This is a genomic window from Arthrobacter ginkgonis, assembly GCF_039540195.1.
Taxonomy (GTDB): Bacteria; Actinomycetota; Actinomycetes; order Actinomycetales; family Micrococcaceae; genus Zafaria; species Zafaria ginkgonis.
In genome coordinates this window covers 300,644-319,441 of record NZ_BAABEO010000008.1, presented here as the reverse complement: position 1 = coordinate 319,441, position 18,798 = coordinate 300,644, and the positions used below count along the sequence as shown (strand labels likewise).

The following is an 18,798-nucleotide window of genomic DNA, read 5'->3' as shown; positions in this document are numbered from 1 at the left end:
CCCTCCTGCCCGGGACCTCGGTCCCCGGCAGGAGGGTTCCGTCCGTTGCGCACCCCCGGGACCACCCCGGCACGCCCTGCGCACCAGCGAGACCCAAAGGAAAGAGTTTCCATGCCCCAGCCCAAACAGCTCAAGAAGATGGTCCGCGAGCGCATGGCCAAGACGGGGGAGTCCTACACCACGGCGCGCAAGAAGCTCATGAACGCGCCGAAGGCCCAGGAGGCCGAGACGGGCTTCGTCGACGAGGCGGAACTGCCCGAGTACCCGGCGCCGGCGGACGTGGTGCAGTACGACGCCGGGCTGTGGCATCGCGTGCTCACGCAGGCCGGCGTCACTCACCCGGTCACCGGCCAGCCGCTCAGCCAGGCCCTGCTGGCCGGGCTTGCCGGCGGCATCGGCTTTATGGTGTTCACCTTCGAATACGCCGAAACCACCACCGTGACCGTGGTGACGCGGGCCCACCCCGAGCCGTACACGGCCAACCTGCTGGAGCGCTGCGGGGTGCCGGTCACCCAGCGCACCACCAACAGCGCGAAGCAGGCCCAGGACCACCTGGACGCGGGGCTCGACGCCGGCCGCGCCGTCGTGGTGCGCGTCACCCATGCGGCCCTGCCGTGGATCGACGGCGAAGCCGTGGAGGAGAGCGATTCGCTGGACATCGCCGTGGTGGGCGAGCACGGGGACGACTACCTGGTGGACGACGGATCCGGCGCCCTGCAGCTGATCTCCCCGGACCAGCTGGCCGCGGCCCGGCGGGCCAGCAAGAAGGACAAGCACTTCTCCGCCTGGGCTCCGCAGGCGCTGAGCCCGCGCGTGAAGGTGCTGCGGCTGAACGTCCTGGAGGCGATCGGGCAGACCACCGGGAGGCTGCTGGGAACCCGCGAACTGGAGGGGATCCCGGCGCACTTCGCCAAGAACTTCGGGGTTGCCGGGATGCGCACCTGGGCCGAGCGCCTGCGCGACACCACCACCAAGAAGGGCTGGACGGCGATGTTCGCCGACGAGGCGCGGCTGCGCAACGGCATGGCCCAGCTGTCCGGGTTCCTCACCTCCAACCGCTTCTCCGGGGCGGGAGGCTTGCGCGGGCTCTACGCCGACTTCCTGGCGGAGGCCTCGGCGCTGCCGGGCCTGGCCCCGCTGGCGGAATCGGCCGAGGCGTACCGCGCGCTGGCTCCGCGGTGGGACGCGCTCGCCGCCGCGGTGGACCCGGCGGTGACGGTGGAGGAGCGGACCGCGCACTTCGCGCGCCTGGCGGACCTGGCCGAGGACCTGGCCGATGCCGAAGAGGCAGCCGCCCGCGGACTGGCTTCGGCGCTGGCGACGGTCACCGGCTGACGCCCCGGGGTTGGCGGGGTGTGTGCGCCGTCCTAGCATGAGGGCAGGAACCGGCACACCGGCGTGCAGGTGTGCCGCACCGTGGAGCAAACTACTGTGGAGCAACCAGCTGTGGAGGACACCATGGGATCTGTCCAGGCCGTCGTCGACCACTATTCCTCCGGGACGCTGCGCGAGCGCGTCTTCGCCGCCCTGCGCGGCGCGGGCAAGGACCCGGACAACCTCAGCGCCGCGGACCTGGTGCCTCTGGACCAGCTGCACACCGGCGGGGTCGCGGCCACCGAGGAGCTGGTGCACGACGCCGGCATCGGCGCCGGCACCCGGGTGGCCGACTTCGGCTCGGGCCTGTGCGGGCCCGCCCGGATCTTCGCCGGCAAGCACGGGGCCGTGGTCCACGCCGTGGACGTGACCCCCGAATTCGTGGACCTCGCCACCGAGCTGAACGAACGCTGCGGACTCTCCAGCGCGATCACCGTGACCCGGGCCAGCGCCGCCGACAGCGGGCTGGACGCCGGAGCCTTCGACGCCGTCACCCTGATCCACGTGGGCATGAACATCGCCGACAAGGCACGCGTGTTCGCCGAGGTGTCGCGGGTGCTCCACCCGCAGGGGGTCTTCGCGATCTACGACATCATGGCGCGGGACGGGGACACGGCCGAGTACCCGATGCCGTGGGCCTCCTCGGCCGGGGACTCGTTCGTGCGCAGCGTGGCCGAGTACGACGCCGCGCTCGCCGGGGCCGGCTTCGCGGTGGACAGCACGCGCGACCGCAGCGCCGAGGCGCTCGCCTTCCTCGACCAGCCGCCCGCCCGCTCCGCCGAGGGGGAGCCGCTGGGGCCGGAAGTGGTGATGGGCCCCAACATGGGGACCCGCCTGGCCAACCTGCGCCGGGCCATCGAATCGGGGGCGCTGGCACCCACCGTCATCGTCGCCCGGCGCGCGGGCCGGTAGCGCGCGGGGCAGGCCCTTTCGTGTCGACTTCGTCGCCACGCAGGGACCCGGCTGCCCCGCGCTTGCTGGGCAGGCCCTTTCGTGTCGACTTCGTCGCCACGCAGGGACCCGGCTGCCCCGCGCTTGCTGGGCAGGCCCTTTCGTGTCGACTTCGTCGCCACGCAGGGACCCGGCTGCCCCGCGCTTGGCGGAAATGAGCGGGCGGGGCGCGCTGATAAGCTGGGCCGGTGACTTACGAGATTGAAATCGGGCGCGGAAAGCGCGGACTGCGGGCCTACTCCCTGGACGACGTGGCGATCGTCCCCAACCGCCGGACCCGCGACCCCCAGGACGTCTCGGTCAACTGGCAGATCGACGCCTACCAGTTCTCCACCCCGATCGTGGGTGCGCCGATGGACTCCGTGATGAGCCCGGAAACCGCGATCGCGCTGGGCCGGCTCGGCGGCCTGGGCGTGCTGAACCTCGAGGGCCTGTGGACCCGCTACGAGGACCCCCGCCCGGTGCTGGCCGAGATCGTCGCCCTCGAGGCCGAGCTGGAAGCGGCGCACTTCAGCCCCGCGGTGACCAAGCGCCTGCAGAAGCTGTACTCCGCGCCGATCCAGCCGGAACTGATCACCTCCCGCCTGGCCGAGATCCGCGACGCCGGCGTCACGGTGGCCGGCGCGCTCACCCCGCAGCGCACCCAGGAGCACTACAAGACCGTCGTCGCCGCCGGCGTCGACATCTTCGTGATCCGCGGCACCACCGTCTCCGCCGAGCACGTCTCCAAGACCACCGAACCGCTGAACCTCAAGCAGTTCATCTACGAACTCGACGTCCCGGTGATCGTCGGCGGCGCCGCCGGCTACACCCCGGCCCTGCACCTGATGCGCACCGGCGCGGCCGGCGTCCTGGTCGGGTTCGGTGGGGGAGCCACCGGCACCACCCGCCGCCAGCTGGGCATCCACGCTCCGATGGCCACCGCGATCTCCAACGTCGCCGCGGCCCGCCGCGACTACCTGGACGAGTCCGGCGGACGCTACGTGCACGTGATCGCCGACGGCGGCCTGGGCACCAGCGGCGACATCGTCAAGGCGATCGCCATGGGCGCGGACGCCGTGATGCTGGGCACCGCGCTGGCCCGCGCCGACGAGGCCCCCGGGCAGGGCTGGCACTGGGGCGCGGAGGCGCACCACGAGACCTCCCCGCGCGGCGACCGCGCCTACGTGGGAACCGTCGGCCCGATGGAGCAGCTGCTCTTCGGCCCCTCCAGCCACACCAACGGCACCTCCAACCTGGTCGGCGCGCTGCGCCGCTCGATGGCGACCACCGGCTACTCGGACCTCAAGGAGTTCCAGCGGGTGGACGTGGTCGTGTCCCCGTACGAGTCCGTCTGACGCCCATGGCGCGGAACGCGGCGGGTGCCCCAGCAGGCGGCCAGGCCGGTGACCAGCACACCGGCCAACTGGGCCCCGCGTTCCGTGCCGCCTCGCTGGAGGCGATGAAGGGCACCGCCGCGGCGGGCGGACAGGAGCTGGACCTCCTGATCGTCGGCGGTGGCGTCGTCGGCGCCGGGGCCGCGCTCGACGCGGCCACCCGCGGGCTGGACGTGGCGATCGTCGAGGCGCGCGACTGGGCCGCCGGAACCTCCTCGCGCTCCTCCAAACTGATCCACGGCGGACTGCGCTACCTGGAAATGCTCGACTTCGCGCTGGTCCGCGAGGCGCTGCAGGAGCGCGGGCTGCTGATCGAGCGGATCGCCCCGCACCTGGTCCGCCCGGTGCCCTTCCTCTACCCGCTGACCGGCCGCTTCGCCGAACGCGCCTACGTCGGCGCCGGGGTGGCGCTGTACGACGCGCTGTCCCTGGCGTCCGGGCACGGCCGCGGCGTCCCCTTCCACAAGCACCTGTCCCGCCGCGCCACGCTGCGCAGCGCCCCGTCGCTCAAGGACGACGCGTTCGTCGGATCCATCCGCTACTACGACGCGCAGGTCGACGACGCGCGCCTGGTCGTGGACGCGGTGCGCACCTCCGCGAAGTACGGGGCGTGGGCGGCCAACCGGGTCAAGGCCGTGAGCTTCCTCCGCGAGGGCGAACGCGTGGTCGGGGCCAGGGTCCAGGACCAGGAGACCGGCGAGGAGTTCGACGTCCGCGCCCGGCAGGTGCTCAACGCCACCGGCGTGTGGACCGACGAGACCCAGGCGATGGTCACCGACCGCGGGCGGCTGAAGGTCCGCGCCTCCAAGGGCATCCACCTGGTGGTCCCGCGGGACCGGTTCCAGTCCACGGTGGGCCTGATCCTGCGCACCGAGAAGTCGGTGCTGTTCGTCATCCCCTGGGGCCGGCACTGGATCATCGGCACCACGGACACCGAATGGACCCTGGACAAGGCCCACCCGGCGGCCTCCAGCCGGGACATCGACTACCTGCTGGAGCACGTGAACCGGGTGCTCAAAAGGCCCCTGACCCGCGAGGACGTCGAAGGCGTCTACGCCGGCCTGCGGCCCCTGCTGGCCGGGGAGTCCGACTCCACCGCCAAGCTCTCCCGCGAGCACGTCGTGGCCCATCCGGTGCCCGGGCTCGTGGTGGTTGCCGGCGGCAAGTACACCACCTACCGGATCATGGCCCGCGACGCGGTGGACGAGGCGGTGCGGGCGATGGACCGCCAGGTCCCGCCGTCGTGCACCGAGGACATCCCGCTGCTTGGCGCCGAGGGGTACACGGCGGCGTGGAACAGCAGGCACCGGATGGCCCGCGAGGCCGGCGTCCACGTGGCCCGCGTCGAACACCTGCTGGGCCGGTACGGGTCGCTGGCCCGCGACGTGCTGGCGCTCATCGCCGCCGACCCGGAACTGGCCCGGCCGCTGCCCGGCGCCGACGACTACCTGGCCGCCGAGGCGGTCTACGCCACCACCCACGAGGGTGCCCGGCACATCCACGACGTCCTCACCCGGCGCACCCGCATCTCCATCGAGTCCTGGGACCGGGGCGTTTCCGCCGCCCCCGAGGTCGCCCGGCTCATGGCGCCGCTGCTGGGGTGGAGCACCGCGCAGGTCGAGCGCGAGGTCCGCCACTACCTGGCCCGCGTCGAGGCCGAACGGGCCAGCCAGGAACAGCCCGACGACGTCTCCGCGGACCGGACCCGCACGAACGTCGAGGACATCGTTCCGGTCCGAGACTAGCGCGCGGGGCAGGTCGTGAACGGGGAGACTGGTAGTCGTTAGGGCCCGTCGCGGGGGTCACAGGGACCCGGTTCGCCGAACCGAGCCCGTCCGAAGTACCGTTAAAGGGTGTTGAAAACCGCCCTGAAGCCCCAATGGATCCTTGCCCTGCTGGGGGCGCTCCTCGTGGCTTCTGGCTTCGTCCTCCTCAGCCAGTGGCAGTTCAACCGCTCCCAGAGCGCCGCCCCGCCGCCGCCGAGCACCACCGAGACCGCGGTCCCGCTGACCGGCCACATCCGCCCGCACGAGGAGATGATGGGCTTCCAGGCGGACCAGATCGTCACCGCCAGCGGCCGGTTCCTCCCGGGCAAGCAGGTCCTGGTCCGCGACAGGCTCCAGCAGGGCGAAAAGGGGTTCTGGGTCGTTGCGCCCTTCGCCGTGGACGGTGCCCCGGAAGGGGAGACCATCGCCGTCGTGCGCGGCTGGCAGGCCGACGCCTCCGCGCCCCGGGACGCGCCGTCCGGACAGCTGGACCTGACTGGACGGCTGCTGCCCACCGAATCGCCCATCGAGGAACCCGTGTCCGGGGCGCTGGGGGCCGTGTCCGCCGCCCAGCTGATCAACCTCTGGGACGTGCCGGCGTACAGCGGCTTCGTGGTGGCCTTCGGCGTCGCCACCGAGGCCGGAGCCGACGCCGGGGCCGCCACCACGGGCTTGGAGCCCGTCCACGTCGGGCCCCAGCCGCAGGAACAGCAGATCAACTGGCTGAACGTGTTCTACGGCATCGAGTGGTTCGTCTTCGCGGGCTTCGCGGTGTTCCTCTGGTACCGCCTGGTCGCCGACGACTACCGGCGCCAGCAGGAGGACCTCGAGGACGCGGCCGCGGCCCTGCGCAGCACCGAGGCACCGGACGCGCCGGCGCAGGACACCCAGCAGACCATCCCGGAAAAGGAACAGGCATGACCGAGCAGACCGTACCCGCCCAGAAGAAGCGCCGCTTCGCCGGCACCCCCGCCCAGATCCGCAGCGCAGCCAAGGCGTACAAGGTCCTGGCCTATGCGACCGGCGTCATGCTGCTGCTGGTGGTGGTGGAGATGGTCGCGAAGTACGCCTTCGGCACCGAGATCGTCCTGGGCGGCACCACTGCCGACGGCACTCCCAACACGTTCGGCTTCCTGCCCGCCGACTCCTTCGAGGGAGGCTTCAACCTCTCCACCGCGGTGCTGATCGTCCACGGCTGGATGTACGTCGCCTACCTCATCGCCGACTTCCGGCTCTGGAGCCTCATGCGCTGGCCGTTCACCCGGTTCGTCACGATCGCCCTCGGCGGCGTGGTGCCGGCGCTGTCCTTCATCATGGAGGCCAAGGTCCACAAGGAGGTCGAGCGCGAGCTCGCCACCCACCCCGAGGCCGCCAAACGCTACTGAGCCGGCGCCCGCCCCTAGGCCTGAAGGAGCCGCAGTCATGGTCCACGTGCCCGAAGGTCCGTCCAACGGGCACGCTGCGGCGGAGGCGCCCTTTGACCGCATCGTTCTGGTCTTCAACCCGGACCCCGCCAAGAAGCCAGTCCACACCGCCCACGCCCTGCGCGCCGAACTGGCGGAGCGGCTGCCGGACGTCCCGGTGCAGATGCTGCCCACCGCCTTCGCCGGCCATGCCCGTGAAGTGGCCCGCGCAGCCGCGGCCCACGGGCGGCCGCTCCTCGTGTCGGTCAGCGGCGATGGGGGATACAACGAGGTCGTCAACGGCGTGATGGATAGCGGCGGCCGGGCCCCCTGCGCGGTGGTGGCCGCCGGCAATGCAAACGACCACCGGCGCAGCACCAGCACCCAGCCCCTTGTCGAGGCCATCGTCGGCGGCCGGACCTGGCGGATGGACCTGCTGCGCCTGAGCCTCGATTTTCCGGAAGGAGAAGCGCCCGGCGGACGGCGGACCCAATACGCCCACTCCTACATCGGCTTCGGGGTGACCCCGGCCATGGCCATCGGCATCGAAGAGGTCGGCAAGGGCAGGCTGCGCGAACTCATCGCGGTCGCCCGCACGATCCCCCGGCTGCGGCCCGTTGAACTGGTGCGCGCGGACGGGGCGCGTGCCGAATTCGACAGCCTGATCCTGGCGAACATCACCGGGATGGCGAAGTACGGCACCGTCAGCGAATCCGGGCAACCGATGGATGGCAGGTTCGAGGTGATTGCCATGCAGCACGCCAGCCGGTGGCGGCTGGCGCTGATGACCCTGCGTGCCGTAACGGTGGGGCTGGGCCCGCAGGCCAGCGTGAAGAGCTACGCCTTCACCGTCGTCGACCCGGTGCCGTTCCAGATCGACGGCGAAATCCTGCAGATCCCGGCCGGGACCTCGGTGCTCGTCGAAAGCGTCCCGGGCGCCTTGGCGATTCCGGGCTAACCGGCAGGGGCTTGGGTGTCGGGCCCTCGACGTGGAGGATAGGGCGTGCGGGACGGAGAAGGCCCGCACCCGATTGCCCTGACGAAGGAGCCACGACGATGGCACAATCCCCTTACGGGCCCTCCCTGTCACCCGGAGCCCTCTGGTCGGATACGCTTGGCCGCCCGGCCATCCGTGCAGCACAGCTGCTTCTGCTGCTCACTGCCGTGTCCGTCGCCGTCTACGGGCTGGTCCGGCTGAAGCTGATTGCCATCCCGCTGATGATCGCCCTCATTCTCGCCGCTGCCTTCAGCCCCGTTGTGGGCTACCTGCGCCGCCGCGGCCTGCGGCCCGGCCTGGCGACCTGGGTCACCTTCCTGGCCATTGTGCTGGTGCTCGGCGGAATAATCACCGGGCTGGTCTTCGCGGTGCGCAGCGAATGGAACAACCTTGTTGCGGCCGGTACCGCCGGGTGGGAGGAACTGCGGCGCCTGCTGGCTGAGGGGCCACTGCCGATCGAGCAGACGGCCATCGACCAGGCGGCCGCGGCGCTGCGGGACTTCCTCGGCAGCAGCCAGTTCGGCCTGGGGGCGCTCTCCGGGCTGTCCACGGCCGCCGAAGTCATCACCGGCGTGCTGCTCTGCGCCGTGGTGCTCTTCTACTTCCTCAAGGACGGGGACCGGATCTGGGCCTTCTTCCTGCTCGGATTCAGCGGCGACCGGCTGGACAAGCTGCACCGCTCGGGCGACGTGGTCATGGAAGTCCTGGGCAAGTACGTGCGCGGCACCGCGATCATTGCGTTCGTGGAGGCGCTGGCGCTCGGACTGACGCTGCTGGTGCTGCAGGTCCCGCTGGCCCTGCCACTGGCCGTCCTGGTCTTCCTCGGCGGCTTCATACCCATGGTCGGCGCCACCGTCACGGGCATCTTCGCCGCCCTGGTGGCACTGGTCGCCAACGGGCCGGCCGTCGCGCTGATCGTTGCCGCGGTGGTGATCGCGGTGAACCAGTTGGACGGCCACATCCTGCAGCCCATCGTCATGGGCCGGACGCTGCGCCTGCACGGGCTGGTCATCCTGCTGGCGCTTGCCGCCGGCGTCATCCTGGCCGGAATCGCCGGGGCCGTGCTGGCCGTGCCCGTCACCGCCGTCGCGTGGGCCGTGCTCAAGGTATGGCGGGAGCCGCCCGAGCAGGCCGGGACTGCCCTGCCACCCGGGGATGCCGGGGAGGCTGCGGGCGGCCCGGGCCCGACGGCGGCCGGCCCGGCGTCGTAGGGTCCGTCACGTCCGGGCCCGCCAAGGTGCGCCGCGGTCCGGCGGGCGACTAAACTGGAACCCGTGACCAACCAAGCCACCCCCCCAGAGCACCAGCCGGTTCTGGTCGTCGACTACGGGGCCCAGTACGCGCAGCTCATCGCCCGCCGCGTACGCGAAGCCAACGTGTACTCGGAGATCGTCCCGCACACCTTCACCACCGAACAGATCCTGGCCAAGAATCCGGCCGCGATCATCCTCTCCGGAGGCCCCTCCAGCGTGTACGCCGACGGCGCCCCGAGCGTCGGCCCCGAGCTGTTCGAGGCCGGAGTGCCGGTCTTCGGCATCTGCTACGGCTTCCAGGCCATGGCGAACGCACTCGGCGGCACGGTGGCCCGGACGGGCCTGCGCGAGTACGGCGCCACCGATGCCACCGCAACCGTCGGTGCGAAGTCGATCCTGGCGGGCATCCCGGACGAGCAGAACGTCTGGATGAGCCACGGCGACGCCGTCAGTGCGGCCCCCGAAGGGTTCGAGGTCCTGGCCTCCACCGCCGGCGCCCCCGTCGCGGCCTTCGCCAACGAGGCCAAGCGCCTCTTCGGCGTCCAGTGGCACCCGGAGGTGAAGCACTCCAACTTCGGCCAGAAGGTCCTGGAGAACTTCCTCTTCGAGGGCGCGGGCCTGAAGCCCGACTGGACCACCGGCAACATCGTCGAGGAACAGGTCGAGCGGATCCGCGAGCAGGTCGGCACCGGCCGGGCAATCTGCGGCCTCTCCGGCGGCGTGGACTCCGCGGTTGCCGCGGCCTTGGTCCAGCGCGCCATCGGCGACCAGCTCACCTGCGTGTTCGTCAACCACGGCCTGCTGCGCGAGGGCGAGGCCGAGCAGGTGGAGAAGGACTTCGTCGCCGCCACCGGCGCCAAGCTCTACATCGCCGACGAGCAGGAGCGCTTCCTCAGCGCCCTCGATGGCGTCACCGACCCGGAGACCAAGCGCAAGATCATCGGCCGCGAGTTCATCCGCGCGTTCGAGGCCGCCGAGGCCGCGATCATGGCCGAGGCCGCCGAAACCGGCGAACCTGTCCGCTTCCTGGTGCAGGGCACGCTCTACCCCGATGTCGTGGAATCCGGCGGCGGCGAGGGTGCAGCCAACATCAAGAGCCACCACAACGTCGGCGGCCTGCCCGAGGACATGCAGTTCGAGCTGGTCGAGCCGCTGCGCACCCTCTTCAAGGACGAGGTGCGTGCCGTGGGTGCCCAGCTGGGCCTGCCAGCGGAGATCGTCCAGCGCCAGCCGTTCCCGGGCCCGGGCCTGGGCATCCGCATCATCGGCGCCGTGAACGAGGAGCGCCTGGAGCTGCTGCGCAAGGCCGACGCGATCGCCCGCGCCGAGCTCACCGCGGCCGGCCTGGACAACGACGTCTGGCAGATGCCGGTCGTGCTGCTCGCCGACGTCCGCTCCGTGGGCGTCCAGGGCGACGGCCGCACCTACGGCCACCCGATCGTGCTGCGTCCGGTGTCCTCCGAGGACGCGATGACGGCCGACTGGTCGCGGCTTCCGTACGACCTGCTGGCCCGGATCTCCAACCGGATCACCAACGAGGTCGACGGCGTCAACCGCGTGGTCCTCGACGTGACCAGCAAGCCGCCGGGAACGATCGAATGGGAGTAGGCGTTCGGCGCTGCGGCGCGGAACGTCCGTGAAGCGGGGGAGGGGCTTCGGTCCCTCCCCTTTCTCGTGGTTCCCCGCGGGCACGGTCCGGGCGCCTGCGCGTTGCGGTCAGCGACGGTGGGGCCGCTTTCGGCTAGGTTAGGTAGGGTCCGGGGGGAGACGTCGCCCGCGGAACGACAAGTGGGGCGACGGTGGGGCGACAACAGGGAAGGGATGTGTTCACGTGGACGGGACTCGGGAAGGCGGAGCCGCGGAGCTGTCCGCATGGCTGGAGAAGCTCGGTCCCGGTGCCGGGACGGACACGCTCCTGCGGTTCGCCGGATCCTCCTCCAACAGCATCGACCTCACGCACGCCCACCCGTCGGGGCTGGCCCAGTTCCTGGCCGGGCGCCGCACCCGCCTGTCCACCCTGCTGCGCGACCAGGAACAGTACGCCGTGGGCCGTCGCGCCGCACGCTCCCTGCGCGCCAAGGTCGAGGAACTGTCCGAGGACCGCGGGATCGACGTCGGCTACCTCGCCGCCGGCCTGGCCACCTGGCGCGCCACCCAGGACGGCCGCAGCGAACAGTTCAGCGCCCCCGTGATGCTGGGACGCATTTCGCTTTCCCTGCGCGAGGGCCAGGACGACTACGAGATCCAGCTCAGCGGACGGGCCGAGGTCAACCCCGCGCTGGTCCGCTACTTCGACCAGGTGCACGGGGTCGCCATCGACGCCGACGCGCTGCGCTCCTCCGCCTACGCCACGGCGCGCTTCGACCCGCGCCTGGCCATGGACTCGCTGCGCCGCGACGTCGCCGACGTGCGCGGCGCCGTGATCGAACACCGGCTGATGCTCTCCACCTTCGCCGACCTCAACGACCCCGCCGACCCCGCCCGCCTCGATGTGCGCCACCCCGTCATCTCCCGGCTGCTGGACGCCGATGCCGGCCGGCCGGTGGACGTGCCCGAACCCGAAGTCACCGTGCTCAGCAGCGACGAGCGCGACCCCGCCGACGAACTGCTGGTCCTCGACGCCGACGGCACCCAGCAGGAGGTCCTGGACCTCGTCGAGGCGGGGGAGTCCGTGGTGGTCTCCAGCCCCCCGGGGACCGGCCAGACGCAGACCGCGGTGAACGCCGCAGCCATCCTCGCCGGACAGGGCAAGCGGGTGCTCGTGGTGGCCGAGCGGCGGGCGACCGCCGATGGGCTGGTCGAGCGCCTCGCCGACCTCGGGCTGGACAGCATGGCGCTGCGCCTTTCGCCGGAGACCGGCCCCGAGGAGCTGCGCGACCAGCTCACCCGCGCCATCCTGCGCAACGAACGCGCCACCGAACCCCAGCTGTACAAGCTGCATGCCACGCTCACCGGCCACCGCCACGCGCTGCTGGACCACGTGCGCTCGCTGCACAACGTCCGTGCCCGGTGGGCGTGCTCGCCCTACCAGGCCATGCAGGAACTGGCCCGCCTGACCGCGCTCGAGCCCGCCCCGGCCACCACCGTGCGGCTCAAGCGCAGCGTCCTGGACAACATCACCAGCCGCGACGAAACCGGGGCCAAGCTGCGCCGCGCCGCCGAGCTGGGCGGGTTCAGCCGGGCCGCCGCGACCAGCCCCTGGCACGGAGCCCGCCTGCGCAACCGCCGCGAGACCGAAAACGCGCTGGAGATCACCGAGTCCCTGGCGGCCGACCTGCCGCCCCTGCACGAACAAATCCTCAAGGTCGCCGCCCACTCGGAGATCAAGTTGGGCGAAAGCTTCGCCGAGTGGGGCGAACAGCTGGACCTGCTGCTGGCCGTCCGCGGCAGCCTCGACCGGTTCGAGCCCGACATCTTCGACCGCGACGTCGACGACCTGATCAGCGCCACCGCCCCCACCCAGTGGCGGCGCGAACACGGGATCGAGATGAGCTCGATCACCCGTTCCCGGCTGCGCCGCGTGGCCAAGGAATACGTGCGCCCCGGCGTGCACATCGCCGACCTGCACCAGGCGCTGCAGGCCGTGCAGCGCCAGCGCGGGCAATGGGCCCGCTACGCCACCAGCCAGCGGCACCCGCAGGTGCCGACCGGGCTGGCCGAGCTGGGCGCGGCCTACCGCGACGCCGAGGCGCGGCTGGACCGTCTCGTCGAGGTCCTGGCGCGCACGCCGGAGCGGGAAGCGCTGCCCCGGCTTCCGCTGGAGACCATGCTTGTCCGGCTCCGGGAACTGGTCGCCGGGAAGGAGACCCTGGTCTCGCTGCCCGAACGCACCCTGCTCCAGGAGCAGCTGCGCGAGCAGGGCCTGAGCGAACTCATGGACGACCTTTCCGAGCGCGAGGTCGCCGCCGAACTGGTGGGCAACGAGCTGGAACTGGCCTGGTGGCAGTCCGCCCTCGAAGCCATGATCAGCGGCGACGACTACCTCGCCATGTCCGACGGTGCCCGCCTGCGCCGCCTCGAGGCCGAGTACCGCCTGGCCGACAACACCCACATCGCCTCGGGCGCCTCCCGCCTGCGGTGGCTGCTGGCCAAACGCTGGAAGGGCGCCCTGGCCGACCACCGCGCCGCCTCGCGCGAGCTGCGCGCCATGCTCAAGGACGGGGAACCCACGCTGCAGGCGCTCGGCAACCTCGGCACGGGACTGGTCAACTCCCTGGTCCCGGTCTGGATCGGAGCCCCGCTGCTGATTCCGGCCGAGGTTCCGGCGGACATCGACTTCGACGCCGTGATCCTGCTCGACGCCGACGCCCTGTCGCTGCGTTCCGCGCTGGGCTCGATCAGCCGCTCCCGCCAGGTGATCGCGTTCGGCGACTCCATGCTCGGTTCCCCGCGCGGCTTCAACGTCTCCGTCGATCCCACGGCCTCCACCCGCGAACCGGCCCCGCCGGCGAGCACCTTCACCGCGCTGACCGGGGTGCTGCCCCTGCGCCGGCTGGGCACCGTCTACCGCGGAGTCGACGAGGGCCTGACCGAGGCCCTCGGCCGCGCGTACTACGACGGATCGCTGCGCCGCCTGCCCGCGGCGCGGGCCATGAGCGGGGGAACCCCCTCGCTGTCGGTGGAGTATGTCGCCGACGGCACCGCCCTGCCCGAGGGCGGAGAGGGCATCGAAACCACCGTCGCCGAGGTCAACCGTGTCGCCGACCTGGTCTTCGGGCACATCCGCCGCCGCCCCAACCGTTCGCTGGCCGTCATCGCCTCCAACCAGCGCCACGCCGCCCGGATTGCCGAGGCGATCCGCCTGCAGCTGCCCAACTTCCCCTGGGCCGCCGACTTCTTCAAGCGCGCCGACGAGCCGTTCCAGGTGTCCTCGGTCGAACGGGCCCACGGGCTGGTCCGTGACGCCGTGATCTTCACCCTCGGCTACGGCCGCACCCCGCACGGCAAGGCCCTGCACGACTTCGGCCCGCTCTCCGGAGCGCGCGGTGACGAACTGTTCGTCACCGGCGTCACCCGTTCGCGCGACCTGCTGCAACTGGTCACCGGCGTCCTGCCCTCCGACGTCGACCTGGACCGGGTCGGCGGCGGTGCCCGCCGCTTCCTGGAGCTGGCCGGGCGGGTGCTCTCCGGCGACTCCGGGGTGGAAGGGGAAGGCACGCCGCTGAAGGACCCGCTGGTCGCGGACCTGATGAACCGGCTCGCCCGGCGCGGGGCCACCGTTGCCCAGCACTACCGCGGAGTGCTGGACCTGGCGGCCCAGGCCACCGATGTCGATGCCGCCGGCAACCACCCCCCGCTGGCGGTGGTCTCCGACGGAACCGAGGCCTACCGCGGCATGACCGTGCGCGAGCGCAGCCGCCTGCGCCCCCAGCAGCTGGAGGCCATGGGCTGGCGCTACATCCCGCTGTGGACCATCGACGTGTTCAGCGATCCCGGCACCATCGCCAACACGCTGGCCGCCCACCTCGGGTTGCCCGCGGTCGATCCGGACCCCGGCTTCGATCCTGGCAGGGAACAGGCGGACAATGGGGGACAGGACAGCGCCAAGGAGGACGCCATGGCAGGCAACCGCAGCGGAGGCCCCCGCCGGGCCGAATCCGCTCCCACCCACGCTTCCCGCCCGGCCCGGCAGGATGCTGCCCGGGGCACCCCAGACCAGGACACCTCCGCCCAAGCTGCATCCGCCCAGGAGACTGCCGGGCGGGGCACCCCTGCCGCGGGCCATGCCCAAGCCGCGGGGATCGCGCCGAAGGACGCCGCAAGCCCGAACCCGCAGGCCGGCGCTTCCGAGGCCGGGGCTCCCGCAGGGGGCCGATCGGAAACCGGCACGTCGCAACTGGTCGGCGCGGGTGCGACGCTCCCGCAGGGCAGCGGCCGCCGTTCCGCGGGTGGCCCCGTTGACGGGGTCGTCCCGCGAGTGGCCTCCGAGGACGACCCGCGCGCCTGGGGCGAGCGGGAAGGCGACCGCGACCGCTGGCTGCAGGAACAACGCCCGCCGCACTGGAGCTAGTCCGCCCCTTCCAGCCGGCCGTCCCTTCACCCAGCTAGCCCTTCACCCAGCTAGCCCTTCACCCAGCTACGAGCACCAGGAAGATCCGGCCCCGGCTGGCGGCACCGGCCAGCACGGCCGATTCCGCCGCCGATGCGGCGAGCACGACCATCCCGGCCGGACTTTCCCCGCCCAGCCAGCCGCCGTCGGACGCCGCGTCGCCGGTCCACAGCACCGGCAGGGCCGAGGCGATCACCGCGGACTCGACCGGCTGCTCGTAGCCGTTCCCGGTGCTCAACACCACATCGACCAGTTGGCCGGGCGAGAGCAGCGAGACCGTCTCCGCGTCGCTGGGGCGGACCGGGACGGCCACCGTTCCCGGCGGGGCGCCGGTGAGCAGCCCCGGCCCCACCAGAGAGGCCACGGCCACGGGCGACCCGGACCTCAGCGGCACGGCCAGGCGCCCGCCGACGACCTCGCCGGCATCGCCGGCAACGTCCGAAGGCAACGCCGCGGAGGCCAGCACCCGCAGTGCCAGATCGGAGGCGGCGAGCGCGTGCCCGGCGGGGAGGTCCCGCGCCGCGACCACCACCGTGCGGGTGGGAACGTGTTCGGGAGCGAGGGCCGACAGGGCGCAGGCCACGGAAAGCGCGGCCAGGCAGGCGGACAGCGGGCGGCGGTACACCGCCAGCAACTCGCGCCCGGTTCGCCGGTGGGGTGGATCCTGCGCCCCGGCGGGGCGCGGAAGGCGGGAACGGGGCGGCTTCCTCATGCCTCCCAGTACCGCACGCCGGGCATGCGAAAGGCCGCCCACACTCCGGGAATGTGGACGGCCCCTCTCCGCCGCGGCGGGGAGGCAAAGCTGTGGAGGGCTGGCGCTCGGCGCGGGGCCCTCGCCGCCTAGCTGGCGGCGGAGCTGGCCGCGGCCGGGGCGGTCGAGGAGGACGATCCCCGCGAATCGGTGCGGTAGAAGCCCGAGCCCTTGAACACAACGCCCACGCTGTTGAACTTCTTGCGCAGGACGCCGCCGCATTCGGGGCAGACGGTCAGCGAATCCTCGTTGAAGGACTGGACGGTCTCGAACGCGTGGTCGCAGTCCTTGCAGGAGTACACGTACGTTGGCATGGGTTCCCTTTCGGAAGGTTGCTGGTCGGGGGAGCCCGGCGCACCGGGACCTGTGCCGGACCACATGCGGGAACCGCGCGTTTTGAAACCGCGCGTTCGGGCACGTGGTGCTGGCACTCCAACCCCCAGAGTGCCAATTCTACATCAATGGCCCGGGCGTGGGGAAAACCACGTGAACCCGTCCGCGGTCACCACCCCGTCCACCTTCCGGTCCAGCATGTGGTATTCGAACGTTCCGGCCGGCACGAACTCGTGCGCATACACCATCGCCAGCAGCACCGGGCGGCGGTCCAGCCGGTCCAGCGAGGCGATGAAGCGGTCGTAGTAGCCGCCGCCCTGGCCCAGCCGCGCGCCGTCGCGGTCCACCGCCAGCGCGGGGACCAGCACCACGTCGGCGCCGTCCATGACTTCGGCCCCGAACCGCGGCCCCGCCGGTTCGTCGATGGGCGCCACCGCGCACCGCTGCATCGGCACGTCCGGATACCAGTCCGCCCAGGACAGCCGCCGCTCGGGTTCGCAGATGGGCACCAGCACGCGATGCCCGGCCCCGTGCAGCGCGGCCAGCAGCCCCGCCGTCGGCAGTTCCGCGCCGTAGGACACGACGCCGGCCACGGTACCGCCCGCGGCGCGTCCGGCCAGCCACGGCAACAGGTGGCCACCGAGCGCGTCGGCCTGCCCCAGGCGCTCGGCGGGAGAAAGGGCCCGGCGCAACCCGCGGTAGGTGGCGCGGGCGTGCTCCTTGTCCATCTTCTCCAGCGCCGGACTCCGATTCGCCGTTCCGCGGTCCGCCGTCCCGCCGATGCCCGGCTCCGTGCCGCGGCCGGCGGTTTGGTCCTGGTCTTCGCTAAGGTGTTCCACCCCACCATGCTAGGACCCCACCGCAAGGACCCCACCGCAAGGGCCCAAACGCCGGGAGCCAACCGCTGGGACGCCGTGGCGCTAAGCTGTGACCCATGGTGACCGGTGCGGGGATCTGGCCTGTGACGCTTGAGTGCGGGGACCTGCTCCTGCGTCCCCTGCGCTACCGCGACCACGACGAGTGGGAGGACCTTCGCCGCCGCAACGCCGACTGGCTGCGGCCGTGGGAGGCCACCTCGCCGGACCCCCAAGCACCCCCGCCCACCTACCGCGGCATGGTGGCGTCCCTGAAGGCGCAGGCGAGGGCGGGGCAGGCGCTGCCCTGGGTCATTGCGGTCCGTGAACCGAGCCGCCGCCAGCCGGTGATGGCCGGGCAGCTCACGGTGTCCGGCATCGTGTGGGGTGCCGCGCTCGGCGCCTCGCTGGGCTACTGGGTGGACCGGTCCCGGGCGGGCCACGGGTTGGCGCCGACGGCGGTGGCCATGGCCACCGACCACTGCTTCCAAGCCCTGGGCCTGCACCGGATGGAAATCAACATCCGCCCGGAAAACGGACCCAGCCTGCGCGTGGTGGAGAAGCTGGGATTCCGCGACGAGGGCCTGCGCCGCAAATTCCTCCACATCAACGGCGCCTGGGCCGACCACCGCACTTTCGCCCTGACCGCCGAGGAAGCCGCCGGAGGGCTGCTGCCGCGCTGGCTCGCGTCCCGCGGGGAGCCGCTGCGCAACTGAACCTCCGGAACCCCGAAAGGCGCCGAAAACACCTTGTCGGGCAGGAGAATCAGCGGATTTCCCGTGGAGGCCACAGACACACCGGGACAAATGCCGCAGGCGGAATGCATACGCCCTTAAGTTGGTGATTGTGGACGTACAAGTCGAGAGCTCCGTGGTCTTCGTGGCCATGCTCGGACTGCTGCTCGCCTTCATCGTCCCCAGCCTGTTCAATAGGGGAACCAAGCCGTCGCGCAACGAACCGGCCACGGACACCAGCGGCCACCAACGGAGGAACCACATGCCAGCCGAAGCCCCGCGGATCCACGCCCCGGCCGCCCCCGCGCGGATCCGAACCGGGCGCCTGGCCGTCGCGCTTGCCGGGCTGGCCGCCGTCGTCGTTCTGGTGGTGTGCGCACCGCTGGCGCTCTTCGGGACCGTGGGTGCCGGAGTGCCCGGCGTCGCGCTGGTGGTGCTCGCGGCCAGCTTCGCCGGGCTGCGCTCCTTCGCCGTGCGCGACCGGCGCCGCAAGGCGCTGGCCCGGATGGAAGCCGTCTTCGCCGAGGCCATGAGCACCCCGGACCCGCCGGCCCCGGTCCGCCGGACCCAGTCCGAGGTGTTCGACGTGGAGCCCGCGGCCGAGCCCGCGCCGGCACCCACCCTCGAGGAGCTGCGCGCGGAGGCCCGCCGCGTCGCGGCATCCGTGGAGGCTCCCGCCGCCAAGACCTGGGAACCGGTCGGGGTTCCGCTGCCGACCTACATGGGCGCGGCCAAGGCCGAACGCCCAGAGCCGGCCCCGCTGCCGGCGGACGAGGAGAAAAAGCCCTCCGGCGTGACCAGCATCCTTCAGGACACCCGCGCGGCCGCGCAGGCGGCACAGCCGAACGTCGTCAACGTCACCGAACTTTCGGGCGCACGGTCCGACGGCGCGTCACCGGCCACCGGCCGCATCAACCTCGACGCCGTCCTGCAGCGCCGACGCGCCTAGCGATGGTG

The 18,798-nt window shown here is 72.0% G+C and carries 15 protein-coding genes; 12 read left to right on the top strand and 3 right to left on the bottom strand.

From position 1 onward, the window contains the following. Positions 1-111: 111 nt before the first annotated feature. From ABD912_RS04010 to ABD912_RS03965, 10 genes are all read left to right on the top strand, one after another. Positions 112-1,335, top strand: a complete 1,224-nt coding sequence (locus tag ABD912_RS04010; RefSeq protein WP_345148647.1) for a BtrH N-terminal domain-containing protein — start codon at positions 112-114, stop codon at positions 1,333-1,335. 123 nt (positions 1,336-1,458) lie between these two features. Then, positions 1,459-2,286, top strand: coding sequence for a class I SAM-dependent methyltransferase (locus tag ABD912_RS04005; protein WP_345148646.1), 828 nt, complete (start codon positions 1,459-1,461; stop codon positions 2,284-2,286). A gap of 227 nt (positions 2,287-2,513) precedes the next feature. Continuing rightward, positions 2,514-3,662: a GuaB3 family IMP dehydrogenase-related protein gene (locus tag ABD912_RS04000; protein ID WP_345148645.1), complete on the top strand. Its 1,149-nt coding sequence runs from the start codon at positions 2,514-2,516 to the stop codon at positions 3,660-3,662. A gap of 5 nt (positions 3,663-3,667) precedes the next feature. Further along, a complete protein-coding gene (locus ABD912_RS03995) occupies positions 3,668-5,446 on the top strand; it encodes a glycerol-3-phosphate dehydrogenase/oxidase (RefSeq protein WP_345148644.1) in 1,779 nt (592 codons plus the stop codon). 108 nt (positions 5,447-5,554) lie between these two features. Beyond that, positions 5,555-6,388 (top strand): SURF1 family protein, encoded by an 834-nt coding sequence (locus tag ABD912_RS03990; protein WP_345148643.1) that lies wholly within the window; start codon positions 5,555-5,557, stop codon positions 6,386-6,388. Further along, positions 6,385-6,852, top strand: a complete 468-nt coding sequence (locus tag ABD912_RS03985) for a DUF3817 domain-containing protein (RefSeq protein WP_345148642.1) — start codon at positions 6,385-6,387, stop codon at positions 6,850-6,852. Before ABD912_RS03990 ends, ABD912_RS03985 begins: the two co-directional genes overlap by 4 nt. Before the next feature lie 37 nt (positions 6,853-6,889). Next, positions 6,890-7,828 carry a diacylglycerol/lipid kinase family protein gene (locus ABD912_RS03980; RefSeq protein ID WP_345148640.1) on the top strand — a complete coding sequence of 313 codons (939 nt, stop codon included), beginning with the start codon at positions 6,890-6,892 and terminating at the stop codon, positions 7,826-7,828. 98 nt (positions 7,829-7,926) lie between these two features. Beyond that, positions 7,927-9,078 (top strand): AI-2E family transporter, encoded by a 1,152-nt coding sequence (locus ABD912_RS03975; RefSeq protein ID WP_345148639.1) that lies wholly within the window; start codon positions 7,927-7,929, stop codon positions 9,076-9,078. A gap of 63 nt (positions 9,079-9,141) precedes the next feature. After that, on the top strand, positions 9,142-10,728 hold the full coding sequence (gene guaA, locus ABD912_RS03970; protein WP_345148637.1) for a glutamine-hydrolyzing GMP synthase: 1,587 nt from the start codon (positions 9,142-9,144) through the stop codon (positions 10,726-10,728). A 223-nt stretch (positions 10,729-10,951) separates the two neighbouring features. Next, positions 10,952-15,130, top strand: a complete 4,179-nt coding sequence (locus ABD912_RS03965; RefSeq protein ID WP_345148636.1) for a DUF4011 domain-containing protein — start codon at positions 10,952-10,954, stop codon at positions 15,128-15,130. A gap of 58 nt (positions 15,131-15,188) precedes the next feature. Here the strand turns inward: ABD912_RS03965 and cpaB are convergent, their stop codons facing one another. The 3 genes from cpaB to ABD912_RS03950 form a co-directional block, all read right to left on the bottom strand. After that, positions 15,189-15,881 (bottom strand): Flp pilus assembly protein CpaB, encoded by a 693-nt coding sequence (gene cpaB / locus ABD912_RS03960; protein WP_345148635.1) that lies wholly within the window; start codon positions 15,879-15,881, stop codon positions 15,189-15,191. A 128-nt stretch (positions 15,882-16,009) separates the two neighbouring features. Beyond that, the gene (locus tag ABD912_RS03955; protein WP_345148633.1) at positions 16,010-16,234 is read right to left on the bottom strand and encodes an FmdB family zinc ribbon protein; all 225 of its coding nucleotides are present in this window, start codon (positions 16,232-16,234) and stop codon (positions 16,010-16,012) included. Between the two features lie 144 nt (positions 16,235-16,378). Beyond that, on the bottom strand, positions 16,379-17,092 hold the full coding sequence (locus ABD912_RS03950) for a 5-formyltetrahydrofolate cyclo-ligase (RefSeq protein WP_345148631.1): 714 nt from the start codon (positions 17,090-17,092) through the stop codon (positions 16,379-16,381). 95 nt (positions 17,093-17,187) lie between these two features. On the opposite strand from ABD912_RS03950, the gene ABD912_RS03945 reads away from it, so the two are divergent. Further along, the gene (locus ABD912_RS03945; protein ID WP_345148629.1) at positions 17,188-17,823 is read left to right on the top strand and encodes a GNAT family N-acetyltransferase; all 636 of its coding nucleotides are present in this window, start codon (positions 17,188-17,190) and stop codon (positions 17,821-17,823) included. Positions 17,824-17,953: 130 nt separating this feature from the next. Then, the gene (locus tag ABD912_RS03940; RefSeq protein ID WP_345148627.1) at positions 17,954-18,790 is read left to right on the top strand and encodes a hypothetical protein; all 837 of its coding nucleotides are present in this window, start codon (positions 17,954-17,956) and stop codon (positions 18,788-18,790) included. Positions 18,791-18,798: the final 8 nt, after the last annotated feature.

Bases quoted from the DNA above. Each gene is read 5' to 3' on its own strand.
- ABD912_RS04010 (WP_345148647.1), top strand. From the start codon at position 112: ATGCCCCAGCCCAAACAGCTCAAGAAGATGGTCCGCGAGCGCATGGCC.
- ABD912_RS04005 (WP_345148646.1), top strand. From the start codon at position 1,459: ATGGGATCTGTCCAGGCCGTCGTCGACCACTATTCCTCCGGGACGCTG.
- ABD912_RS03995 (WP_345148644.1), top strand. From the start codon at position 3,668: ATGGCGCGGAACGCGGCGGGTGCCCCAGCAGGCGGCCAGGCCGGTGAC.
- ABD912_RS03985 (WP_345148642.1), top strand. From the start codon at position 6,385: ATGACCGAGCAGACCGTACCCGCCCAGAAGAAGCGCCGCTTCGCCGGC.
- ABD912_RS03980 (WP_345148640.1), top strand. From the start codon at position 6,890: ATGGTCCACGTGCCCGAAGGTCCGTCCAACGGGCACGCTGCGGCGGAG.
- ABD912_RS03975 (WP_345148639.1), top strand. From the start codon at position 7,927: ATGGCACAATCCCCTTACGGGCCCTCCCTGTCACCCGGAGCCCTCTGG.
- cpaB (WP_345148635.1), bottom strand. From the start codon at position 15,881: ATGAGGAAGCCGCCCCGTTCCCGCCTTCCGCGCCCCGCCGGGGCGCAG.
- ABD912_RS03955 (WP_345148633.1), bottom strand. From the start codon at position 16,234: ATGCCAACGTACGTGTACTCCTGCAAGGACTGCGACCACGCGTTCGAG.
- ABD912_RS03945 (WP_345148629.1), top strand. From the start codon at position 17,188: ATGGTGACCGGTGCGGGGATCTGGCCTGTGACGCTTGAGTGCGGGGAC.